Source organism: Arthrobacter sp. JB02-1C, from assembly GCF_057748045.1.
This window is the reverse complement of record NZ_CM173235.1, coordinates 715,848-732,320: the sequence shown is the minus strand read 5'-3', so window position 1 is coordinate 732,320 and position 16,473 is coordinate 715,848. Positions and strand designations below refer to the sequence as shown.

Genomic DNA, 16,473 nt, shown 5'->3' with positions numbered 1-16,473 from the left:
CCTAGAATCCCACCTTGTCGCGCCCCTTGAGCTGCAGCATTTCGCGGGCCTCGTCCGGGGTGGCGATCTCGAAGTTGAGCGCCTCCAGAATGGTACGGATCCGGGTGACCTGCTGGGCATTGGACGTGGCCAGCTGGCCCGGGCCGATCCAGAGCGAGTCCTCCAGACCCACCCGGACGTGCGAGCCCATGGCCGCGCCGATCGTTGCGAGCGGCATCTGGTTCTTGCCCGCGCCCAGGATGGACCACTCGTAGTCGTCGCCCAGCAGCCGGTCCGCGGTGCGGCGCATGTGCATGAGGTCTTCCGGGTGGGCGCCGATCCCGCCGAGCAGGCCGAAGACGGACTGGACGAACAGCGGGCCGCGGGCCAGACCGCGGGCGTGGAAGTGGGCCAGGTTGTTCAGGTGCGAGATGTCGTAGCACTCGAATTCGAACCGGGTGCCGTTTTCGTTGCCGATGCCGAGAATGGTTTCGATGTCCTGGAAGGTGTTCTTGAAGACCAGGTCGCGGCTCTTCTCGAGGCCCTCGCGCTCCCACTCGTGGCCGAACTCCGTGAACCGTTCCAGCATCGGGTACAGGCCGAAGTTCATCGACCCCATGTTCAGCGAGGCAAGCTCGGGTTTGAAGAGGGCCGCCGGCTGCATCCGCTCCGCCACGGTCATGTGCGGGGAGCCGCCGGTGGTGATGTTGATGACGGCGTCGGTGTTGCGCTTGAGCTTGTCCAGGATCGGCGCGAAGTGCTCGGGGTCCTGGGAGGGCCGGCCGTCCTTGGGGTCGCGGGCGTGCATGTGCACAATCGCGGCGCCGGCCTCGGCGGCGCCGATCGCGGCGTCGGCGATCTCATCCGGCGACACCGGCAGGTGCGGGGACATCGACGGCGTGTGGATGGCGCCGGTGACGGCGCTGGTGATGATGACTTTGCGTACAGCAGCCATGGGGCTTGCTCCTTCGGGGCTCAGTAAAGCTTTTCGGTGTTGCCGTCGACGGCGAGGGCCTGGCCGTTGACGTTGCGGGCCAGGTCGCTCGCGGCGAAGACGGCCATGTTCGCGATGTCCTCGGCCTCGATCAGCCGGCCCAGGGAGGACTGGTTGTGGTAAAGCTCGGAGACCTGCTCCGCCGGGAGGTCCAGCATCTGCGCCTTGGCGGCGATGACGGCGTCGATCCGGGGCCCGTTGACGGCGCCGGGGCAGATCGCGTTGACCCGGATCCGGTCCGGACCCAGCTCGATCGCGAGCGTCTTGGTCAGCCCGACGACGGCCCACTTGGACGCCGAGTAGGCGCTGCGTCCGGCCATGCCGAGCCGGCCGGCCGCGGAGGAGAGGTTCACGATCGAGGCGCCGGAGCCCTGCCGGAGCAGGGGCAGGGCGTGCTTGATGCAATAGAACTGTCCGTGGATGTTCACATCGAAGGTGGCCTTCCATGCCGCGGCGTCGAGCGTTTCGAGCGGACCGGTGGGCCCGGCGATCCCGGCGTTATTGACCAGCACGTCCAGGCCGCCCAGTTCCTCGGCCACCGTGGCCATGAGTTCACGGACCTGGGCCTCGTCGGAGACGTCGCTGACCGCGGCCGCGAGGCCGTTGACGCGTGCCTTCTCGACGGCGTCGGCGTCAATGTCGGTGACGAACACGGCGGCGCCGAGTTCCTGGAACTTTTGGGCGATGGCCAGGCCGATGCCGTTGGCGCCGGCGGTGACCAGGACGCGCTTTGCTGTGAAATCCATGGGGTAGTCCTTGCAGTGGTGGTTCGGGGGTCCGCTCCGCCGGCGCCAGGGCGCCGGCGGAGCGGTAACGGTGATGCGTTGGGTGGGGTCTTAGTGGGCGGCGGGGACGACGTCGGGCTTCTCGGTGCCGCGCTTGAGCATCAGGGACAGCAGCGCACCGATGATGCACATGCCCACGATGAACCACAGGCCGGACAGCTTGGAGCCGGTGGCATCCTGCATGAAGCCCATGACGTACGGGCCGAGGAAGCCGCCGAGCAGGCCGATGGTGTTTACCAGGGCGATGCCGCCGGCCAGGGAGGCGCCGCTGAGCCGGGTGGCGGGGTAGGTGAAGAGGATCGGCTGCAGGGCGAAGAAGTTGAACGCGGCGAGGCAGAAGCCGATCATGCCCAGCACCGGTCCGCCGACGGCGCCGAGCGCGAAGCCGGCGACGATGCCGATCATGGTGCCGGTGACCAGCAGCCGGGAGCGCCTGCCATCGGTGGCGAAGCGGGGCACCAGCAGCGCGCCGGCCGCGGAGAAGATCCACGGAATGGAGGTCAGCAGGCCGATCTGCAGCGGGTTGAGCTTGCCGTAGGTGCCGATGATGGAGGGCAGGAAGTAGGACAGGGCGTAAACGGCGATCTGGTGGGTGAAGTAGACGCCCACCACCAGGAGGATCTGCTTGTCCTTGAGTGCGTCGCGCAGGCGGTGGTTGCCGGATGCCTCGGCGCCGGCCCGCTCTTCGACGGCAATCCGGGCTTCAAGGTCGGCGGCTTCCTCGGGGCTGAGGAACTTTGCCTGGCTGGGCCGGTCCGGGAGCTTCTTCCACACAACGTAGGCGAGGAGGCAGGCGGGGAGGCCTTCGACCAGGAACATCCACTGCCAGCCGTGCAGCCCGGCCAGGCCGTCCAGGGTCAGCAGCAGTCCGCCCAGCGGGGCGCCGACGATGTTGGCGATCGAGACGCCCAGCAGGAACATGCCGTTGGCCTTGGCGCGGTCTTTGACCACGAACCACTGGGTGAGGAAGTACATCACGCCGGGGAAGAGCCCGGCCTCGGCGACGCCCAGCAGCATCCGCATGATGTAGAAGGACCACTCGCCCTGGACGAAGGCCATGCCCGCGGAAATGAGACCCCAGGTGATCATGATCCGCATGATCCAGAAGCGGGCGCCGACCTTGTGCAGGATCAGGTTCGAGGGGATTTCGGAGAGGGCGTAGGTCAGGAAGAACAGGCCGGCGCCGATGCCGAAGGCGGTGGCGGAAATGCCGAGGTCGATCTGCAGGCGGTCCTTGGCCATACCAATATTGGTGCGGTCCAGGAACGCCATGATGTAGGCGCCGATCAGCAGCGGCATGACTCGGCGGAGGATCACGCCGTTAATTTCCTGCGGTGTGCGCATCTTCGTTGGTGCGGATACAACTGACATGGGTCTTCGTCCTCGAATTGGGGTCAGGATTGATGGTCAGGGTGGACAGCCGGCAGCGTTTCGCTCAGCAGTGGACGCTGCCAGAGTGGTGCCTTCGGGTGATTCGGTTGGTGTGGTGGTCTAGGTACGGGCGGGAGCGCAGCCGCAGGTACGGCCGACATGTAAGCGGTGCCGGCACACCAGTGAGGTGTAGCTGCGGGAAGGGGCTTCGATGCGTCTGAGCAGCATGGCGAAGGCCTCGTCGGCCATCTCCTGCTGCGGCTGGACAATGCTGGTCAGGTTGATCAGTCCCGAGCGGCTGTGCGGCAGCCCGTCGCAACCGGCCACGGCCACATCCTCCGGGATCCGCAGCCCGCGGGTCATCGCGTATTCCATCACGCCGATGGCGAGCTCGTCGCTGCCGCAGACCACAGCCTGCGGAGGCGTGCCGGAGGCGAAGATCCGTTCCGCGGCGAGCTGGCCGCCTTCGTTGTTGACCCGGGTGCTGATCTTGCGGTCCCCGCTGATAACGACGCCGGCGGCGGCCGCCGTCCGCACGAAGGCCTGTTCCCGGGCCAGCGAAGCGGTCGAGAAGCGGGGGCCGATCACGGTGGCGATCTCGGTGTAGCCGTGGCCAAGCATGTGCTGCATCAGCAGGGTGGCCGCGGCGTCGTCGTCGATCCCGACGAAATCGGAATCGAGGAAATCTGCCCGCCGGGACAGGCAGACGTAGGGGATCCGGGCGGCCCTCAGGGTGCGGAGGGCGCGTGCGTCGTCGCGCAGGGAAGCGGCCAGGATGACGCCGTCCACGTTGCGGTTCGCGAGCGTTGCGGTGACCTGGGCGAGGACCTCCGGATCGTCCTGCGTGGTGGCGACAAAGACTTCGTAGCCCGAGTCGGCGGCCGCCGAAATAACGCCCTGGGCCCAGCGCGGGAACATCGGGTTGATGATGTTCGGCAGGATCAGGCCGATCACGCGGGTGCGCTGCAGATCGGTGGACTGGGAGGACTTACGGGGCCTGAAGCCCAGCTCGTTCGCCACGTGGATAATGTGGCGCCGGGTCTCGGGGGAGACGCCGCCCTTGCCGTTGAGGACGTAAGACACCGCTGCGGAGGACACCCCTGCCGCGCGGGCCACAGCTGCCGCGGAGACAGGCGCGACGGGGCCGTCGGCGGCAACGGTGGTGGCTTGTTCCTGCATTCTGACCCTCCTTCGCGTTGGTTGCGGTCGTAGTGACCTCAGTTACAGTAATTAGCCTTCGCAACGTTAAGCAACGTTAAGTGATTTGGCATCGCGCATCCCGGTTTTAGCAGCCGTCGGGGGGACATGCCCATCCTTCGGCCCTGGTCGCACGCGGGGCTTGTCCGGCCCCAGGGTCGAGCGATGGGCATATTCGGATTAGGTCCAGTGGTCCGGGCCAGGGAGGAGCATGTCCAGGCCTGCGGTTCAGGGTTGGGCATGTCCGGCGCGCCCGCCGCGCCGCGGGCCCCTAGACAGCCGTTTCGCCGTGGGCAAACATGGAATCTAGCGGCACAAAATCCAAAGTTGAGCGGAGTAGACTCAAGCTTGACGATCGTTGTTCCCGGAAGGAGCTCTCTTTGGACACCAAATTCACCACCAAGAGCCAGGAGGCTCTTTCGGCGGCGGCCATGAACGCCTCGACCGCCGGCAACCCGCAACTCGAACCGCCGCACCTGCTCAAGGCGCTGATGGACCAGCGTGAGGGAGTCGCCGTCGCGCTTCTGCGGGCCACCGGGACGGACCCGGATTCAGTCAGCGTGCAGGCGAGCAGTGCGATCAGGGCGCTGCCGTCCACCTCGGGCAGTTCAGTGCAGCAGGCCCAGCTGTCCCGGACGGCCATGCAGGCCATCAAGAACGCCCAGAACGAGGCCGAGCGCCTCGGCGACTCGTACGTCTCCACCGAGCATCTGCTGCTGGGCCTTGCCGCCGGCAACGACGCCGTCGGGCGGCTGCTGCGCGACGCGGGTGCCTCGCACGAAGCCCTGCTCGCGGCGCTGCCCGGCGTCCGCGGCGACCGCAAGGTGGACAACGCCGACCCGGAAAACACCTTCCAGTCGCTGGAAAAGTTCGGCACCGACCTGACCGCCATCGCCCGTTCCGGCAAGCTGGACCCGGTGATTGGCCGCGACGCCGAAATCCGGCGCATCATCCAGGTCCTGAGCCGGCGCACCAAGAATAACCCGGTGATCATCGGCGAACCCGGGGTGGGGAAGACCGCCGTCGTCGAAGGCCTGGCCCAGCGCATCGTGGCCGGCGACGTGCCCGAAAGCCTGCGCGGCAAGACCCTGATCGCCCTGGACCTCGCCTCGATGGTGGCGGGCGCCAAGTACCGCGGCGAGTTTGAGGAGCGGCTCAAGGCGGTGCTGGAGGAAATCAAGAAATCCGAAGGCCAGATCGTCACGTTCATCGACGAGATCCACACCGTGGTGGGTGCCGGCGCCACGGGGGACAGCTCGATGGACGCCGGCAACATGCTCAAGCCCATGCTGGCCCGCGGCGAGCTGCGGCTGATCGGTGCCACCACCCTGGACGAGTACCGCGAAAACATCGAAAAGGATCCCGCCCTGGAACGCCGCTTCCAGCAGGTCTTCGTCGGTGAGCCAAGCGTGGACGACACCATCGGCATCCTGCGCGGGCTCAAGGAACGCTACGAGGCGCACCACAAGGTCTCCATCTCCGACTCGGCCCTGGTGGCGGCCGCGACCCTCTCCAACCGGTACATCTCGGGCCGGCAGCTGCCGGACAAGGCGATCGACCTGGTGGACGAGGCCGCGTCCAGGCTGCGGATGGAAATTGACTCCGCGCCGGAAGAGATCGACCAGCTGCGCCGCCAGGTGGACCGGCTGACCATGGAGGAGCTGGCGCTGAGCGGCGAGTCCGATCCCGCCTCGGTGGAACGCCTCGCGGCTCTGCGCGCCGACATGGCGGACAAGAAGGAAGAGCTCGCGGCCCTGAACGCCCGCTGGGAGGCGGAGAAGGCCGGCCTGAACCGGGTGGGCGACCTGCGCGCCAAGCTCGACGGACTCCGCTCCACCGCGGACAAGGCCCAGCGCGAAGGCGACCTGGAGGCAGCCTCCAGGATCCTCTATGGCGAAATCCCGGCCCTGGAACGTGAACTCAAGGCCGCGGCCGAAGCCGAGGCCGCCGTGCCGGATAAATCCGGCCAGATGGTCGCGGACCAGGTCACCGCGGACGACATCGCCGAGGTCATCTCGGCCTGGACCGGCATCCCGGCCGGCCGCATGCTGCAGGGCGAAAGCCAGAAGCTGCTGGACATGGAGCACGTCCTGGGCGAACGGCTGATCGGCCAGACCAAGGCCGTCACCGCCGTGTCCGACGCCGTGCGACGGGCCCGTGCCGGGATCAGCGACCCCAACCGGCCCACCGGCTCCTTCCTCTTCCTCGGCCCCACCGGCGTGGGCAAGACCGAACTCGCCAAGTCCCTGGCCGACTTCCTCTTCGACGACGAACGCGCCATGGTGCGGATCGACATGTCCGAGTACTCGGAGAAGCATTCGGTGGCCCGCCTGGTCGGTGCCCCTCCGGGCTACGTGGGCTACGAGGAGGGCGGCCAGCTGACCGAGGCGGTCCGCCGTCGTCCGTACTCCGTGCTGCTGCTGGACGAGGTGGAGAAGGCCCACCCGGAGGTCTTCGACATCCTCCTGCAGGTGCTCGACGACGGACGCCTCACCGACGGCCAGGGCCGCACCGTGGACTTCCGCAACGTGATCCTGGTGCTGACCTCCAACCTGGGCAGCCAGTTCCTCGTGGACCCGGGCCTGGACGCCGCCGCCAAACGCGAGGCGGTGATGGCCACGGTGCACGCGTCTTTCAAGCCCGAATTCCTCAACCGGCTCGATGAGGTGGTGCTGTTCGATCCGCTCACCGTCGAGCAGCTGGCCGAAATCGTCGAGCTGCAGGTCAAGGAACTCGGCGAACGGCTCAAGGGCCGCCGCCTCAACCTGGAGGTCACGGAGGGGGCCCGCGCGTGGCTGGCGGTCACCGGCTACGACCCCGCCTACGGTGCCCGGCCGCTCCGCCGCCTGGTCCAGCGCGAGATCGGCGACCGCCTGGCCAAGGCCATCCTGGCCGGCGAGATCACCGACGGCGACACCGTGCTGGTGGATACCGCGCCGGACCTGATGGAACTCACCATGGGCGGCCCGGACGCTTCCGCGCGGCCCGACGGCGGAGCATCCACCGGCAGCGGCCTGTCCGTCCGCCGCAAGGACTGAGAGTCCAGGAAGCGCGAAGGGCGCCGGCCGCGGTGTGCGGCCGGCGCCCTTGGCGTGTTCGGAGGACGGTCAGGGAAGCAAGGACTCCTTGAGGACGTTTCCGCCGTCGGCGGCCACGTAGCAGTCCACCCGCCGGTCGCCGCTGCCCCAGCTCGACGAGCTCGGATAGGCCAGCTTGTAGCTGAGCGCGTAGTCGTTGGACTTCTCGGTCAGCACCGCGGCCTTGCACGCGCCCAGCGCCCGCTGCTTGAGCGGATCACGCCCCGGGTAGGCGTCCGTGGCGGCGTAGGACTCCACCGCCACCAACTGCGCCGAGTGCCCGGTGTCGCAGGCCACCACCGTGGAGGACGGGGCGTTCGGGTCAAAGTCCTTGAAGCAGTCGCCGAGCCGGAAATCCATCGGATTTACCCCTGCCAGCGGCAGCGCACCGCGGGCAGCGGGGGTGGACGAGGCCTCGGTGGCAGGGGCGGTCGGGGTGCCTGCCGGTGCCTGTGAGCCGGCCCCCAGGGTGGTCAGCCACCAGATCAGGACGGCCAGCAGCACGACGGCGGCCGCGGCCGCTCCGAGCTTCGCCGGCCCGAGGCGCTGGGTCCCGGCCCAGGCGGTCCGCGCCGTTTCCCGGGCCCGCGGCCCGAGTTGTCCAGCCTGCAGCTGTCTTGCCCGGGCGGAAAGCATCCTGCCCACCTGCGCGGCGCCGGAGACTCTGCGGTGCGAGCCGCCGGTCCTCTCGAGCCGCGCCGCCGGAGCTGCGCTGCCGGTCCTCTCGGGCCGCGCCGCCGGAGCTGCGCTGCCGGTCCTCTCGGGCCGGGCCGCGGGGGCTGCGCCGCCGGTCCTCTCGGGCCGGGCCGCGGGGGCTGCGCTGCCGGACGCGACAGGCAGGGCGGAGGTCGGTGGCGCGGACGGCCGGGGAGGCACGTGCACGGAACGAGGTGCCGCCGTGGCCTGGTCCGGGACGCGCCCGGAGTCGTGGTCACCGTCGCCGGGACCGTAAGGCTGCCCGTCGACGTCGGGCCTGACTTTCGGGGCGCTCGCAGGCTCTTCAGTCACTGGAGAACTCACCTCTTCGTGCGGTTTTTGCCGGGGCTGGCCGCCCGGCCGGGCCCGAATGCAGCGGCCCAACCAGAACTCTACCCAACAAGCCGGGCAGGGGAGTATGGCGATTGTCCGGCGGGCCGTGCGTGCTGCCGGCCCGCGCCGCTGTCCACAGCGCCGCGGGCGGCGAGCGGTCCCGGCCGAAAGCATGTAATCTAGGTGTACGACAAATTGACCAAACATTCCGGGGCCTCACCGATAGCCAAGGTGACCACCTCCGGTCCAAGTACAAAAGGGGGTCACGCCATGGGGCGCGGCCGTCAAAAGGCAAAAGCTACCAAGCAGGCTCGGGACATTAAGTACTATTCCCCGAACACTGACTATTCGGCCCTCCAGCGTGAGCTCAGGGGCCCGGGAAGTCGTGCCACGAGCCACTTCGCTGACGACCCGGTCGACCCGGACTACTCGGCCTACGTGGATAAGTACGCGGACGATGTGGAAGAAGACGACGACGAGGTAAACACTCGTCGGATAGGTTAGTCGATCCTTCTCCGGCGCTCCTTCCCTGTGGAGTGCCGCCCTTAGCATTCTCGACCCGCCGGTCGCATCCCTTGAGGTGCGGCCGGCGGGTTTCTTGCGTGCAGATGGCGCGGCGGCTCCGCTGGCGAAGGCCCTCCTCCCCGGCCATTTCGACGGTTCCCTGCCCACTCGCTGGCGGCCGACGTCGAATGGGTAGGGAACCGTCGAATCGGGAAGCCGTGCACCCGGTGTCGGGGCAGCCGGCCGGTTGCCCCGATCCCTGGCGCCGGGCTAGCTTGGACCTGCCGGGATCGCCGGCGCCCCACTAGGGAAGGACCTCCATGGCCATTCGTTCCGCTTACGCCGTCGGTGAAGTCTGCTGGGCTGACCTGCAGACCCCGGATGTGGCGGCAGCCAAGGAGTTCTACGCTGCACTTTTCGGCTGGCGCTACGAGGATGAGCCCACTCCGGACGGCCGCACCTTTTCCCGGGCCTTCCTGGGCAGGGAACTGGTGACGGTGATCGCCCCGCAAACCCCGCCGCAGCAGCGGGCCGGGGGGCCGGGCCACTGGAATGTGTATTTTTCCGTCGACGACGCCGGCCAGCTGGCCAGCGAAATTAGCCCGGCCGGCGGGGCCCTCGACTTCGGCCCAGAGGCGATCGGCGATACCGGCGTCATGGTCTTCTTTACTCCGCCCGGCGGCGGGAGCACCGGGGCATGGCAACCGGGATCGCACTTCGGCGCGGCCCGAGCCGAAGAACCGGGGGCCCTGGCCTGGGTGGAGCTGCTGACGGCCGAGCCCCAAGCCGCCGTCGGCTTCTTCCAGCAGCTGTTCCGGCACGAGGTAACCGAATATCCACAGGACGACGGCGGGACCTACACGACGCTGATGGTGGACGGTGCCGAGGTGGCCGGGATCGCGAGAGTGCCAGCGACCGAGGGCGAACTTGAGCCCGGCTGGCAGCTCTACTTCGGCGTTCCCAGCGTGGCGGAAGCCGTGGCGGCGGCCCGGGCGGCGGGCGGCGTCGTGCTGGTGGAACCGGACGGGGCAGGGGAGGACGGCAGCGTAGCCACGCTGCGGGACCCGCAGGGCGGGGTGTTCAGCCTGCTGGAAGTTTAAAAACCAATCGAGTGTTCCAAAGGTGCCGTTATGAGGGGTCTAAACGGCACCTTTGGAGCACTCGATGAGGGGTTAGGCGTAGGCGTTGACCATCCGGACGGCGCCGCCGTCGACGCCCTTGGCGCCCTGGACGTAGTCCGGACCAGACTTCAGGCCGGTGTCGGAATCTGTCCCGACGGTGCCCATCACCCACGAGGGCAGGCCGCGGGCGTTCAGGTGGTTCACTGCCGCGTCGGCTGCTTCGGCGGAGACGATCGCCACCATGCCGACGCCGACGTTGAGCGTGCGCTCGAGATCGGCCAGCGGGACGTTGCCGAGCTCCGAGACCAGCTTGAAGATGGCGGGCAGTTCCCAGCTGCTGCGGTCCACGGTGGCGAGCAGGCCCTGCGGCAGGACCCGGGCCAGGTTGGCGGCCAGGCCGCCGCCGGTGACGTGGCTGAAGCCATGGACGGCGCGGCCGGACGCACTGCCGTCCACCGGGAAGGTGCGGGCCAGGTCCAGGCAGTCCGCCGCGTACACGCGGGTGGGTTCCAGGAGCTCCTCACCCAGGGTGCGTTCAAATTCGGAGACCTCGCGGTCCAGGGCCCAGCCTGCATGGTTGATCACGCGGCGGACCAGCGAGTACCCGTTGGAGTGCAGGCCCGAGGACGCCATGCCGATCACCACGTCGCCAGCACGGACCCGGTCCGGGCCAAGCAGGGCGTCGGCTTCCACCACGCCGGTGGCGGCACCGGCAACGTCATACTCGTGCTCGCCGAGCAGCCCGGGGTGCTCGGCGGTTTCGCCGCCCACCAAGGCGGTGCCCGCGATTGAGCAGGCGGCAGCGATGCCGCGGACGATGTCGGCGATCCGTTCCGGGACCACCTTGCCGCAGGCGATGTAGTCGGTCATGTACAGCGGCTCGGCACCGACCACCACGATGTCGTCCACCACCATGCCCACCAGGTCGAAGCCGATGGTGTCGTGGATGTCCATGGCCTGCGCGATGGCCACCTTGGTGCCCACACCGTCGGTGGAGGTGGCCAGCAGCGGACGCTTGTAGGTCAGCAGCTTCGAGACGTCGTACAGCCCGGCGAAGCCGCCGACGCCGCCGATCACCGAGGCGTTGTGGGTCGCCTTGACGGCGTCCTTCATGAGTTCGACGGCGCGGTCGCCAGCTTCCACGTCGACGCCGGCGGAGGCGTAGGTGATGCCGGTGTTGGCGGCGTCGTTCGTGTCAGCGGCCGGGGAGGCGGAAGTCATACTGGCTCTTTCTTGTCGGCATCAGGCTTGTCGGCGGGGACGCGGTCGGCGTCGGTGAGCAGTTGTTCGAATTCGGCGTCCGGGCCCGGGTCGCAGCCGGTGGCGCCGGCCTTCTCCGCCGGGTCCGTGCCGGCGGCGACCTGGCCGGCGGTGCCCTTGGGCAGGCCGACAGGTTGTCCGACAGAGTCGGTTCGCTCGAGCAGGTTCTTGCCAAGCTTGTCCGCGCCGGGCAGTTCGATCGGATACTGGCCCGTGAAGCAGGCGGTGCAGAGGCGTTCGCGCGGCTGCCGGGTGGCGCCGATCATGCCGTCTTCGGAGATGTAGGCGAGCGAGTCGGCGCCGATGGCCTGGGAGATCTCGTCGATCGTGGCCCCGTTGGCGATCAGCTCGGCGCGGGAGGCGAAGTCGATGCCGTAGAAGCAGGGCCATTTCACCGGCGGCGAGGAAATCTTGATGTGCACGGCGGCGGCGCCGGCCTCCCGCAGCATCCGCACGATGGCGCGCTGGGTGTTCCCGCGGACGATCGAGTCGTCCACCACCACCACGCGCTTGCCGCGGATCACGGACTCCAGCGCGTTGAGCTTGAGCCGGATGCCGAGCTGTCGCAGGGTCTGCGAGGGCTGGATGAAGGTACGGCCCACATAGGCGTTCTTGACGAAGCCGTGCGCGAACGGGATGCCGGATTCCTCCGCATACCCGACGGCGGCCGGGGTGCCGGACTCGGGGACCGGGATGACGATGTCGGCTTCCTGGGTGTTTTCGCGGGCCAGCTGGCGGCCCATCTCCACCCTGGACTCGTAGACCGAGCGGCCGGCGATCGCGGCGTCCGGGCGGGCGAGGTAGACGTATTCGAAGACGCAACCGGCCGGCGTCGGCTCGGCGAAGCGCTGCGAGCGGACGCCCTGCTCGTCGATGGCGATGAATTCGCCGGGCTCGATTTCGCGGATGAAGCTGGCGCCGACGGTGGCCAGGGCCGACTGCTCGGAGGCCACCACCCAGCCGCGCTCCAGCCGGCCCAGGACCAGCGGGCGGATCCCGTAGGTATCGCGGGCGGCATACAGGGTGCCCTCATCCATGAAGACAAAGCAGAAGCCACCCCTGATCTTGGGCAGCAGGTCCATGGCGGTCTGTTCGAGGGTCTTGCCGGCCTCGCCCTCCAGCAGGGCGGTGACCAGGGCCGTGTCCGAGGTGTTGCCCTGCTTCATCTCGCCGGTGAGCTGGTCGCCGTCGCGGTCCGTGATCATGGCCTTGAGCTCGGCGGTGTTGGTGAGGTTGCCGTTGTGCGCAAGGGCCACCGTGCCGGTGGCGGTTGCGCCGAGGGTGGGCTGCGCGTTGGCCCAGTGGCTCGCGCCGGTGGTGGAGTAGCGGCAGTGCCCGACGGCCAGGTGCCCGGTCAAGGTGTTCAGCGTGGTCTCGTCGAAGACCTGGGACACCAGGCCCATGTCCTTGTAGACGTTGATCCGCTTGCCGTCGCTGGTGGCTATACCAGCCGACTCCTGACCGCGGTGCTGCAGCGCGTACAGCCCGTAGTAGGTGAGTTTTGCTACCTCTTCGCCGGGAGCCCAGACGCCGAAGACGCCACAGGCATCCTGCGGGCCTTTTTCGCCAGGGAGAAGATCATGAGAAAGTTTTCCATCGCCGCGTGCCACTGGTCGATTATCTCACGTCGTGCGGTAGGTCTTCTCCGGCGGCCGGTTTATGACCTGCCGGACCGCTGACGGGAATGGGTCAGGGCTGTTCGAAGGTACCCACCAGTCGTGCGCGGCCGATGGCGTGCGAGAAGAGGTTGAAGCCCAGGTAGGCGGGGCTGGCCTCAGCGGGGATGTCGAGCTTCTCCACATCCAGCGCGTGCACCACCACGTGGTAGTGGTGCACGCCGTGGCCGGAGGGCGGCGCTGCGCCCACGAAGCCGCGGAAGCCGGCGTCGTTCGCCAGCTGGACGGCGCCGGCGGGCAAGCCGGTCTCCGCTGCACCGGAGGTCAGGGAGGTGGTCGACGCCGGCACGTTGAAGACAGCCCAGTGCCAGAAACCGCTGCCAGTGGGAGCGTCGGGGTCCAGGACGGTGACCGCGAAACTCTTGGTTTCCGCCGGGAACCCCGACCACGACAGCTGCGGGGAGCGGTCCTGGCCGCCTTCAATGCCCATCTTCCCGCTGCGCTGCGCCGGGGGAAGCGTATGACCGTCCTGGATGTCGGTGCTGGTCAGCTGAAATTCCGGAAGCTGGGGAAGTGCTTCGTAAGGGTCGCGGGATGTCATGAGATTTCGTTCTCCTCTTCACTGGGCCGATTTCACTAGGCCGATGGGCCCATTCTTCCCCAGCCGCTGCGCTGATGCACGAGGTCAGAGACCATCCATCCGCACCTGGAACGGAACGGCTGCGCTGGAAGAGGGGCTCGTCCCAGCTAGGCGGGGCCGTCGTCGTCGGTATCCGGCACGGAATCCGGGACGGACTCGACGACGGCGCGCTCGGAGCGGCGCACGCTGCGCCGGTCCAACAACAGGGCCGCGACGGCGCCCAGGACGGCGCCTCCCGCGGCGCAGAAGGTCACGAAGAAGCCGAAGACCGCGTTGGCGTTGTACCCCTCGTCGGCGGGCATGCCGTACGCGATGACGGCGGCCGCGGCCACACCCACCAGGGCACCGGCGATCAGGAACGGCACGTATTTCGGTGCGCGGCGGACGGTGACAGCGCGGCGGTCGGGGGTTTCTTCGGAAGCCATGCCCTTAAGCCTACTGCCCGGGGACCCGCTCCTTTTCGCTCCTGCCCCGGGCCCACGGCGGGCGGATCCGGGCCGCCGCCGACCCATCCTGCCGCCGAAACCGGGAAGCCTAGCGGGAACGCGGCTGGCGGTGCAGACTATGGGATGGGGGAGGGTGCGGTCCAGGTTGTGAGGACGCACCATGTCAGTCTCAGCGGACAATATCCGTGACCAGCAGCGCATCATCTGGGACCAGTTCGCGGCGGGCTGGAAGAAGTGGGACGCCCAGGTGCTTGGCTGGCACCGCCCCTTCGGCGACGCCCTGATCACGGAGGCCCGGCTTCGCCCCGGCTCGGCGGTGCTGGACGTCGCGGCGGGTTCCGGCGAACCAGGCCTCACCGCGGCCGCACTGGTGCCCGACGGCGAGGTGATCCTGACGGACATCTCGGCCGGAATGCTACAGGTGGCCGCCGAAAAGGCAGCGGCCCGGGGACTCGTGAACGTCGGCTTCAACGTCTGCCCGGCAGCGGAACTGCCCTTCGAGGACGCCACGTTCGACGCCGTGCTGTGCCGCTTCGGGTTCACCTACTTTCCCGAGATGCGGGCCGCGCTGCGGGAGATGGTCCGGACGGCGAAGCCCGGGGCGAGGATCAGCGCCGCCGTCTGGGGAAAGGCTGCCGGGAATCCGTGGGCGAGCCTGATCCTGGGCACGCTCGCGCAGCACACGGACTTGCCGCAGCCGCCCCCGGGGACGCCGGGGCTGTTCCGCTGTTCGGCGCCGGGGTTCATGACCCGGATGTTTCGGGAGGCCGGCCTCCTGGAGGTGGCCGAGCGGACCGTCAGCACGGACCTGGTCCACGCCTCCCCGGAGGGCTACTGGGAGTTCATGGAGGATCTAGCCACGACGGTGGCCATGGGCCTGGCGACGGCGGACAAGGAAGCCCGGGCGCTGGTCCGCTCGGACGTGTTCCAGCTGCTGGGCCGCTACGAGCACGCCGGCGCGCTCCGGCTGCGGTCGACGGCCACGATCGTGGCCGGCACGCGGGGGTAGGGCCGGCGGACGCTAGAGCCCCAGCTCGTCCTTCAGCGCGGCGACATGGCCCTCGGCCTTGACCTTGTACTGGGCCAGCCGCACCTTGCCCTCGGGATCGAGCACCACGGTGGACCGGACCAGCCCTTCGGTGATCTCGCCGCGGATCAGGTTCTCGCCCCAGGCGCCGTACGCCCGGGCCACGGCGTGGTCCTCGTCCGAGAGCAGCGGGAACGTCAAGGCGTAGTCGCCGGTGAACTCCGACAGGGCCGCGGGTGCGTCCGGGGAGACGCCCAGGACCTCGTAGCCGGAGCCCTGCAACGAGGCCAGGCTGTCGCGGAAGTCGCAGGCTTCGGTGGTGCAGCCCGGCGTGGCGGCCTTCGGGTAGAAGTACACAATGACGTTCTTGCCGCGGTAGTCGGCCAGGGATACCGGTTTGCCCTGAGCATCGGGGAGGGTGAAATCAGGGGCAGCGGTACCGGGCTGCAGCTTCACGGTGGCGTTCTGGCTCATGGGTAATCCTTCGCTGGGGGTGGGAAAATCGTCTGTGGGAGAGAACACGTTTCGTCGTTTCGGTATTCCACCGAGGACAGCCGCCGCGGCCGGGACATGCGAGGGCAGGCGTCCCGGCGCCCGTGGGACTCGCGGCTCAAAGAGCGTGCCGGCGTGCCCAGTCGAACGCAGCATCGGCGGGACCGATGCATTCGAGACTAACAAGACCGTCGTATCCCAGTTCACGGCTGCGGCTCAGCCATCGTCCCAGCGGCAGGGAGCCTGTACCGGGGGCGCCGCGGCCAGCGGCGTCCGCGATCTGCACATGGCCGAACTCGGAGGCGTGCCGCTCCACAACCGCGCCGACGTCGTCGCCGTTGACGGCGAGGTGGTAGAAGTCCGCGAGGAAAGCAATGTTGTGCGCGCCGGTCTCGGCCCGCACCCGGGTGACCACGGCCAGGGCGTCGGCCGCGGTGCGCAGCGGATAGCGCGGCGCACCGCTGACGGGTTCCACCAGGACGGTGCCGCCGAGCGGGGCGACGCCGGCAGCGGCGGCGGCGAGGTTCTGCAGGGCGAGCTCGTCCTGCTTTTCCGGTGCTTCGCCGTCGGCCCGGTTGCCGTAAAGCGCGTTGAACGAGGTGCAGCCCAGCCGCGCGCCGATGCCGGCCACGACGTCGATGTTGTCCCGGAATTCGGTGTCCCGGCCAAGCCAGGACACCAGGCCGCGGTCGCCGGCGGGCATGTCGCCGGCGGCGAAGTTCAACCCGGTGAGCTGCACCCCGGCGTCGGTGATGGCCCGTTCGAAGGCGGTCGCTTCGGCGTCGGACGGCACGGCGCCGGCGAAGGGCCACCAGAACTCGACGGCGTCAAAGCCGGCCGCTTTCGCCGCGGCTGGCCGTTCCAGCAGTGGCAGTTCGGTCAGCAGGATGGAGCAGTTCACGGTATACGTCATGGGTTCTTTCCGGCGTAAGCGG

The 16,473-nt window shown here is 68.6% G+C and carries 15 protein-coding genes; 4 read left to right on the top strand and 11 right to left on the bottom strand.

Going from position 1 to position 16,473, the window contains the following annotated elements:
* Position 1: 1 nt before the first annotated feature.
* From kce to AC3ANP_RS03485, 4 genes are all read right to left on the bottom strand, one after another.
* A complete protein-coding gene (kce, locus tag AC3ANP_RS03500; protein WP_488331970.1) occupies positions 2-934 on the bottom strand; it encodes a 3,5-dioxohexanoate:acetyl-CoA acetone transferase in 933 nt (310 codons plus the stop codon).
* 20 nt (positions 935-954) lie between these two features.
* A complete protein-coding gene (locus AC3ANP_RS03495) occupies positions 955-1,719 on the bottom strand; it encodes an SDR family oxidoreductase (protein ID WP_488331969.1) in 765 nt (254 codons plus the stop codon).
* Between the two features lie 90 nt (positions 1,720-1,809).
* Positions 1,810-3,129, bottom strand: a complete 1,320-nt coding sequence (locus tag AC3ANP_RS03490) for an MFS transporter (RefSeq protein ID WP_488331968.1) — start codon at positions 3,127-3,129, stop codon at positions 1,810-1,812.
* A gap of 120 nt (positions 3,130-3,249) precedes the next feature.
* Positions 3,250-4,308, bottom strand: a complete 1,059-nt coding sequence (locus AC3ANP_RS03485) for a LacI family DNA-binding transcriptional regulator (protein WP_488331967.1) — start codon at positions 4,306-4,308, stop codon at positions 3,250-3,252.
* 398 nt (positions 4,309-4,706) lie between these two features.
* On the opposite strand from AC3ANP_RS03485, the gene clpB reads away from it, so the two are divergent.
* Positions 4,707-7,364: an ATP-dependent chaperone ClpB gene (clpB, locus tag AC3ANP_RS03480; RefSeq protein ID WP_488331966.1), complete on the top strand. Its 2,658-nt coding sequence runs from the start codon at positions 4,707-4,709 to the stop codon at positions 7,362-7,364.
* Between the two features lie 69 nt (positions 7,365-7,433).
* On the opposite strand, the gene AC3ANP_RS03475 is transcribed toward clpB, so the two are convergent.
* Positions 7,434-8,411 carry a hypothetical protein gene (locus tag AC3ANP_RS03475; RefSeq protein ID WP_488331965.1) on the bottom strand — a complete coding sequence of 326 codons (978 nt, stop codon included), beginning with the start codon at positions 8,409-8,411 and terminating at the stop codon, positions 7,434-7,436.
* A gap of 291 nt (positions 8,412-8,702) precedes the next feature.
* On the opposite strand from AC3ANP_RS03475, the gene AC3ANP_RS03470 reads away from it, so the two are divergent.
* Both AC3ANP_RS03470 and AC3ANP_RS03465 read left to right on the top strand, forming a co-directional pair.
* Positions 8,703-8,936, top strand: coding sequence for a DUF3073 domain-containing protein (locus AC3ANP_RS03470; protein WP_488333132.1), 234 nt, complete (start codon positions 8,703-8,705; stop codon positions 8,934-8,936).
* Between the two features lie 320 nt (positions 8,937-9,256).
* The gene (locus AC3ANP_RS03465) at positions 9,257-10,036 is read left to right on the top strand and encodes a VOC family protein (RefSeq protein WP_488331964.1); all 780 of its coding nucleotides are present in this window, start codon (positions 9,257-9,259) and stop codon (positions 10,034-10,036) included.
* A 72-nt stretch (positions 10,037-10,108) separates the two neighbouring features.
* Here AC3ANP_RS03465 and purM read toward each other — a convergent pair whose 3' ends face one another.
* From purM to AC3ANP_RS03445, 4 genes are all read right to left on the bottom strand, one after another.
* On the bottom strand, positions 10,109-11,278 hold the full coding sequence (gene purM / locus AC3ANP_RS03460) for a phosphoribosylformylglycinamidine cyclo-ligase (RefSeq protein WP_488331963.1): 1,170 nt from the start codon (positions 11,276-11,278) through the stop codon (positions 10,109-10,111).
* Positions 11,275-12,927: an amidophosphoribosyltransferase gene (purF, locus tag AC3ANP_RS03455; RefSeq protein ID WP_488331962.1), complete on the bottom strand. Its 1,653-nt coding sequence runs from the start codon at positions 12,925-12,927 to the stop codon at positions 11,275-11,277. The genes purM and purF overlap by 4 nt, the downstream gene beginning before the upstream one ends.
* Positions 12,928-13,006: 79 nt before the next feature.
* Positions 13,007-13,534 (bottom strand): YbhB/YbcL family Raf kinase inhibitor-like protein, encoded by a 528-nt coding sequence (locus AC3ANP_RS03450; protein ID WP_488331961.1) that lies wholly within the window; start codon positions 13,532-13,534, stop codon positions 13,007-13,009.
* A 146-nt stretch (positions 13,535-13,680) separates the two neighbouring features.
* On the bottom strand, positions 13,681-13,998 hold the full coding sequence (locus AC3ANP_RS03445; RefSeq protein ID WP_488331960.1) for a hypothetical protein: 318 nt from the start codon (positions 13,996-13,998) through the stop codon (positions 13,681-13,683).
* Positions 13,999-14,179: 181 nt separating this feature from the next.
* Here AC3ANP_RS03445 and AC3ANP_RS03440 point away from each other — a divergent pair, with 181 nt between their 5' ends.
* Complete coding sequence (locus AC3ANP_RS03440; protein ID WP_488331959.1) at positions 14,180-15,028, top strand: class I SAM-dependent methyltransferase; 849 nt, start codon at positions 14,180-14,182, stop codon at positions 15,026-15,028.
* Between the two features lie 12 nt (positions 15,029-15,040).
* Here AC3ANP_RS03440 and bcp read toward each other — a convergent pair whose 3' ends face one another.
* Positions 15,041-15,520 (bottom strand): thioredoxin-dependent thiol peroxidase, encoded by a 480-nt coding sequence (gene bcp / locus AC3ANP_RS03435; protein ID WP_488331958.1) that lies wholly within the window; start codon positions 15,518-15,520, stop codon positions 15,041-15,043.
* Between the two features lie 136 nt (positions 15,521-15,656).
* The gene (locus AC3ANP_RS03430; RefSeq protein WP_488331957.1) at positions 15,657-16,451 is read right to left on the bottom strand and encodes a hydroxypyruvate isomerase family protein; all 795 of its coding nucleotides are present in this window, start codon (positions 16,449-16,451) and stop codon (positions 15,657-15,659) included.
* Between the last annotated feature and the right edge of the window lie 22 nt (positions 16,452-16,473).

Coding starts and splice junctions, on each gene's coding strand:
- kce (WP_488331970.1), bottom strand. CDS start 934: ATGGCTGCTGTACGCAAAGTCATCATCACCAGCGCCGTCACCGGCGCC.
- AC3ANP_RS03495 (WP_488331969.1), bottom strand. CDS start 1,719: ATGGATTTCACAGCAAAGCGCGTCCTGGTCACCGCCGGCGCCAACGGC.
- AC3ANP_RS03490 (WP_488331968.1), bottom strand. CDS start 3,129: ATGTCAGTTGTATCCGCACCAACGAAGATGCGCACACCGCAGGAAATT.
- AC3ANP_RS03485 (WP_488331967.1), bottom strand. CDS start 4,308: ATGCAGGAACAAGCCACCACCGTTGCCGCCGACGGCCCCGTCGCGCCT.
- AC3ANP_RS03470 (WP_488333132.1), top strand. CDS start 8,703: ATGGGGCGCGGCCGTCAAAAGGCAAAAGCTACCAAGCAGGCTCGGGAC.
- AC3ANP_RS03465 (WP_488331964.1), top strand. CDS start 9,257: ATGGCCATTCGTTCCGCTTACGCCGTCGGTGAAGTCTGCTGGGCTGAC.
- purM (WP_488331963.1), bottom strand. CDS start 11,278: ATGACTTCCGCCTCCCCGGCCGCTGACACGAACGACGCCGCCAACACC.
- AC3ANP_RS03450 (WP_488331961.1), bottom strand. CDS start 13,534: ATGACATCCCGCGACCCTTACGAAGCACTTCCCCAGCTTCCGGAATTT.
- AC3ANP_RS03445 (WP_488331960.1), bottom strand. CDS start 13,998: ATGGCTTCCGAAGAAACCCCCGACCGCCGCGCTGTCACCGTCCGCCGC.
- AC3ANP_RS03440 (WP_488331959.1), top strand. CDS start 14,180: ATGTCAGTCTCAGCGGACAATATCCGTGACCAGCAGCGCATCATCTGG.
- bcp (WP_488331958.1), bottom strand. CDS start 15,520: ATGAGCCAGAACGCCACCGTGAAGCTGCAGCCCGGTACCGCTGCCCCT.
- AC3ANP_RS03430 (WP_488331957.1), bottom strand. CDS start 16,451: ATGACGTATACCGTGAACTGCTCCATCCTGCTGACCGAACTGCCACTG.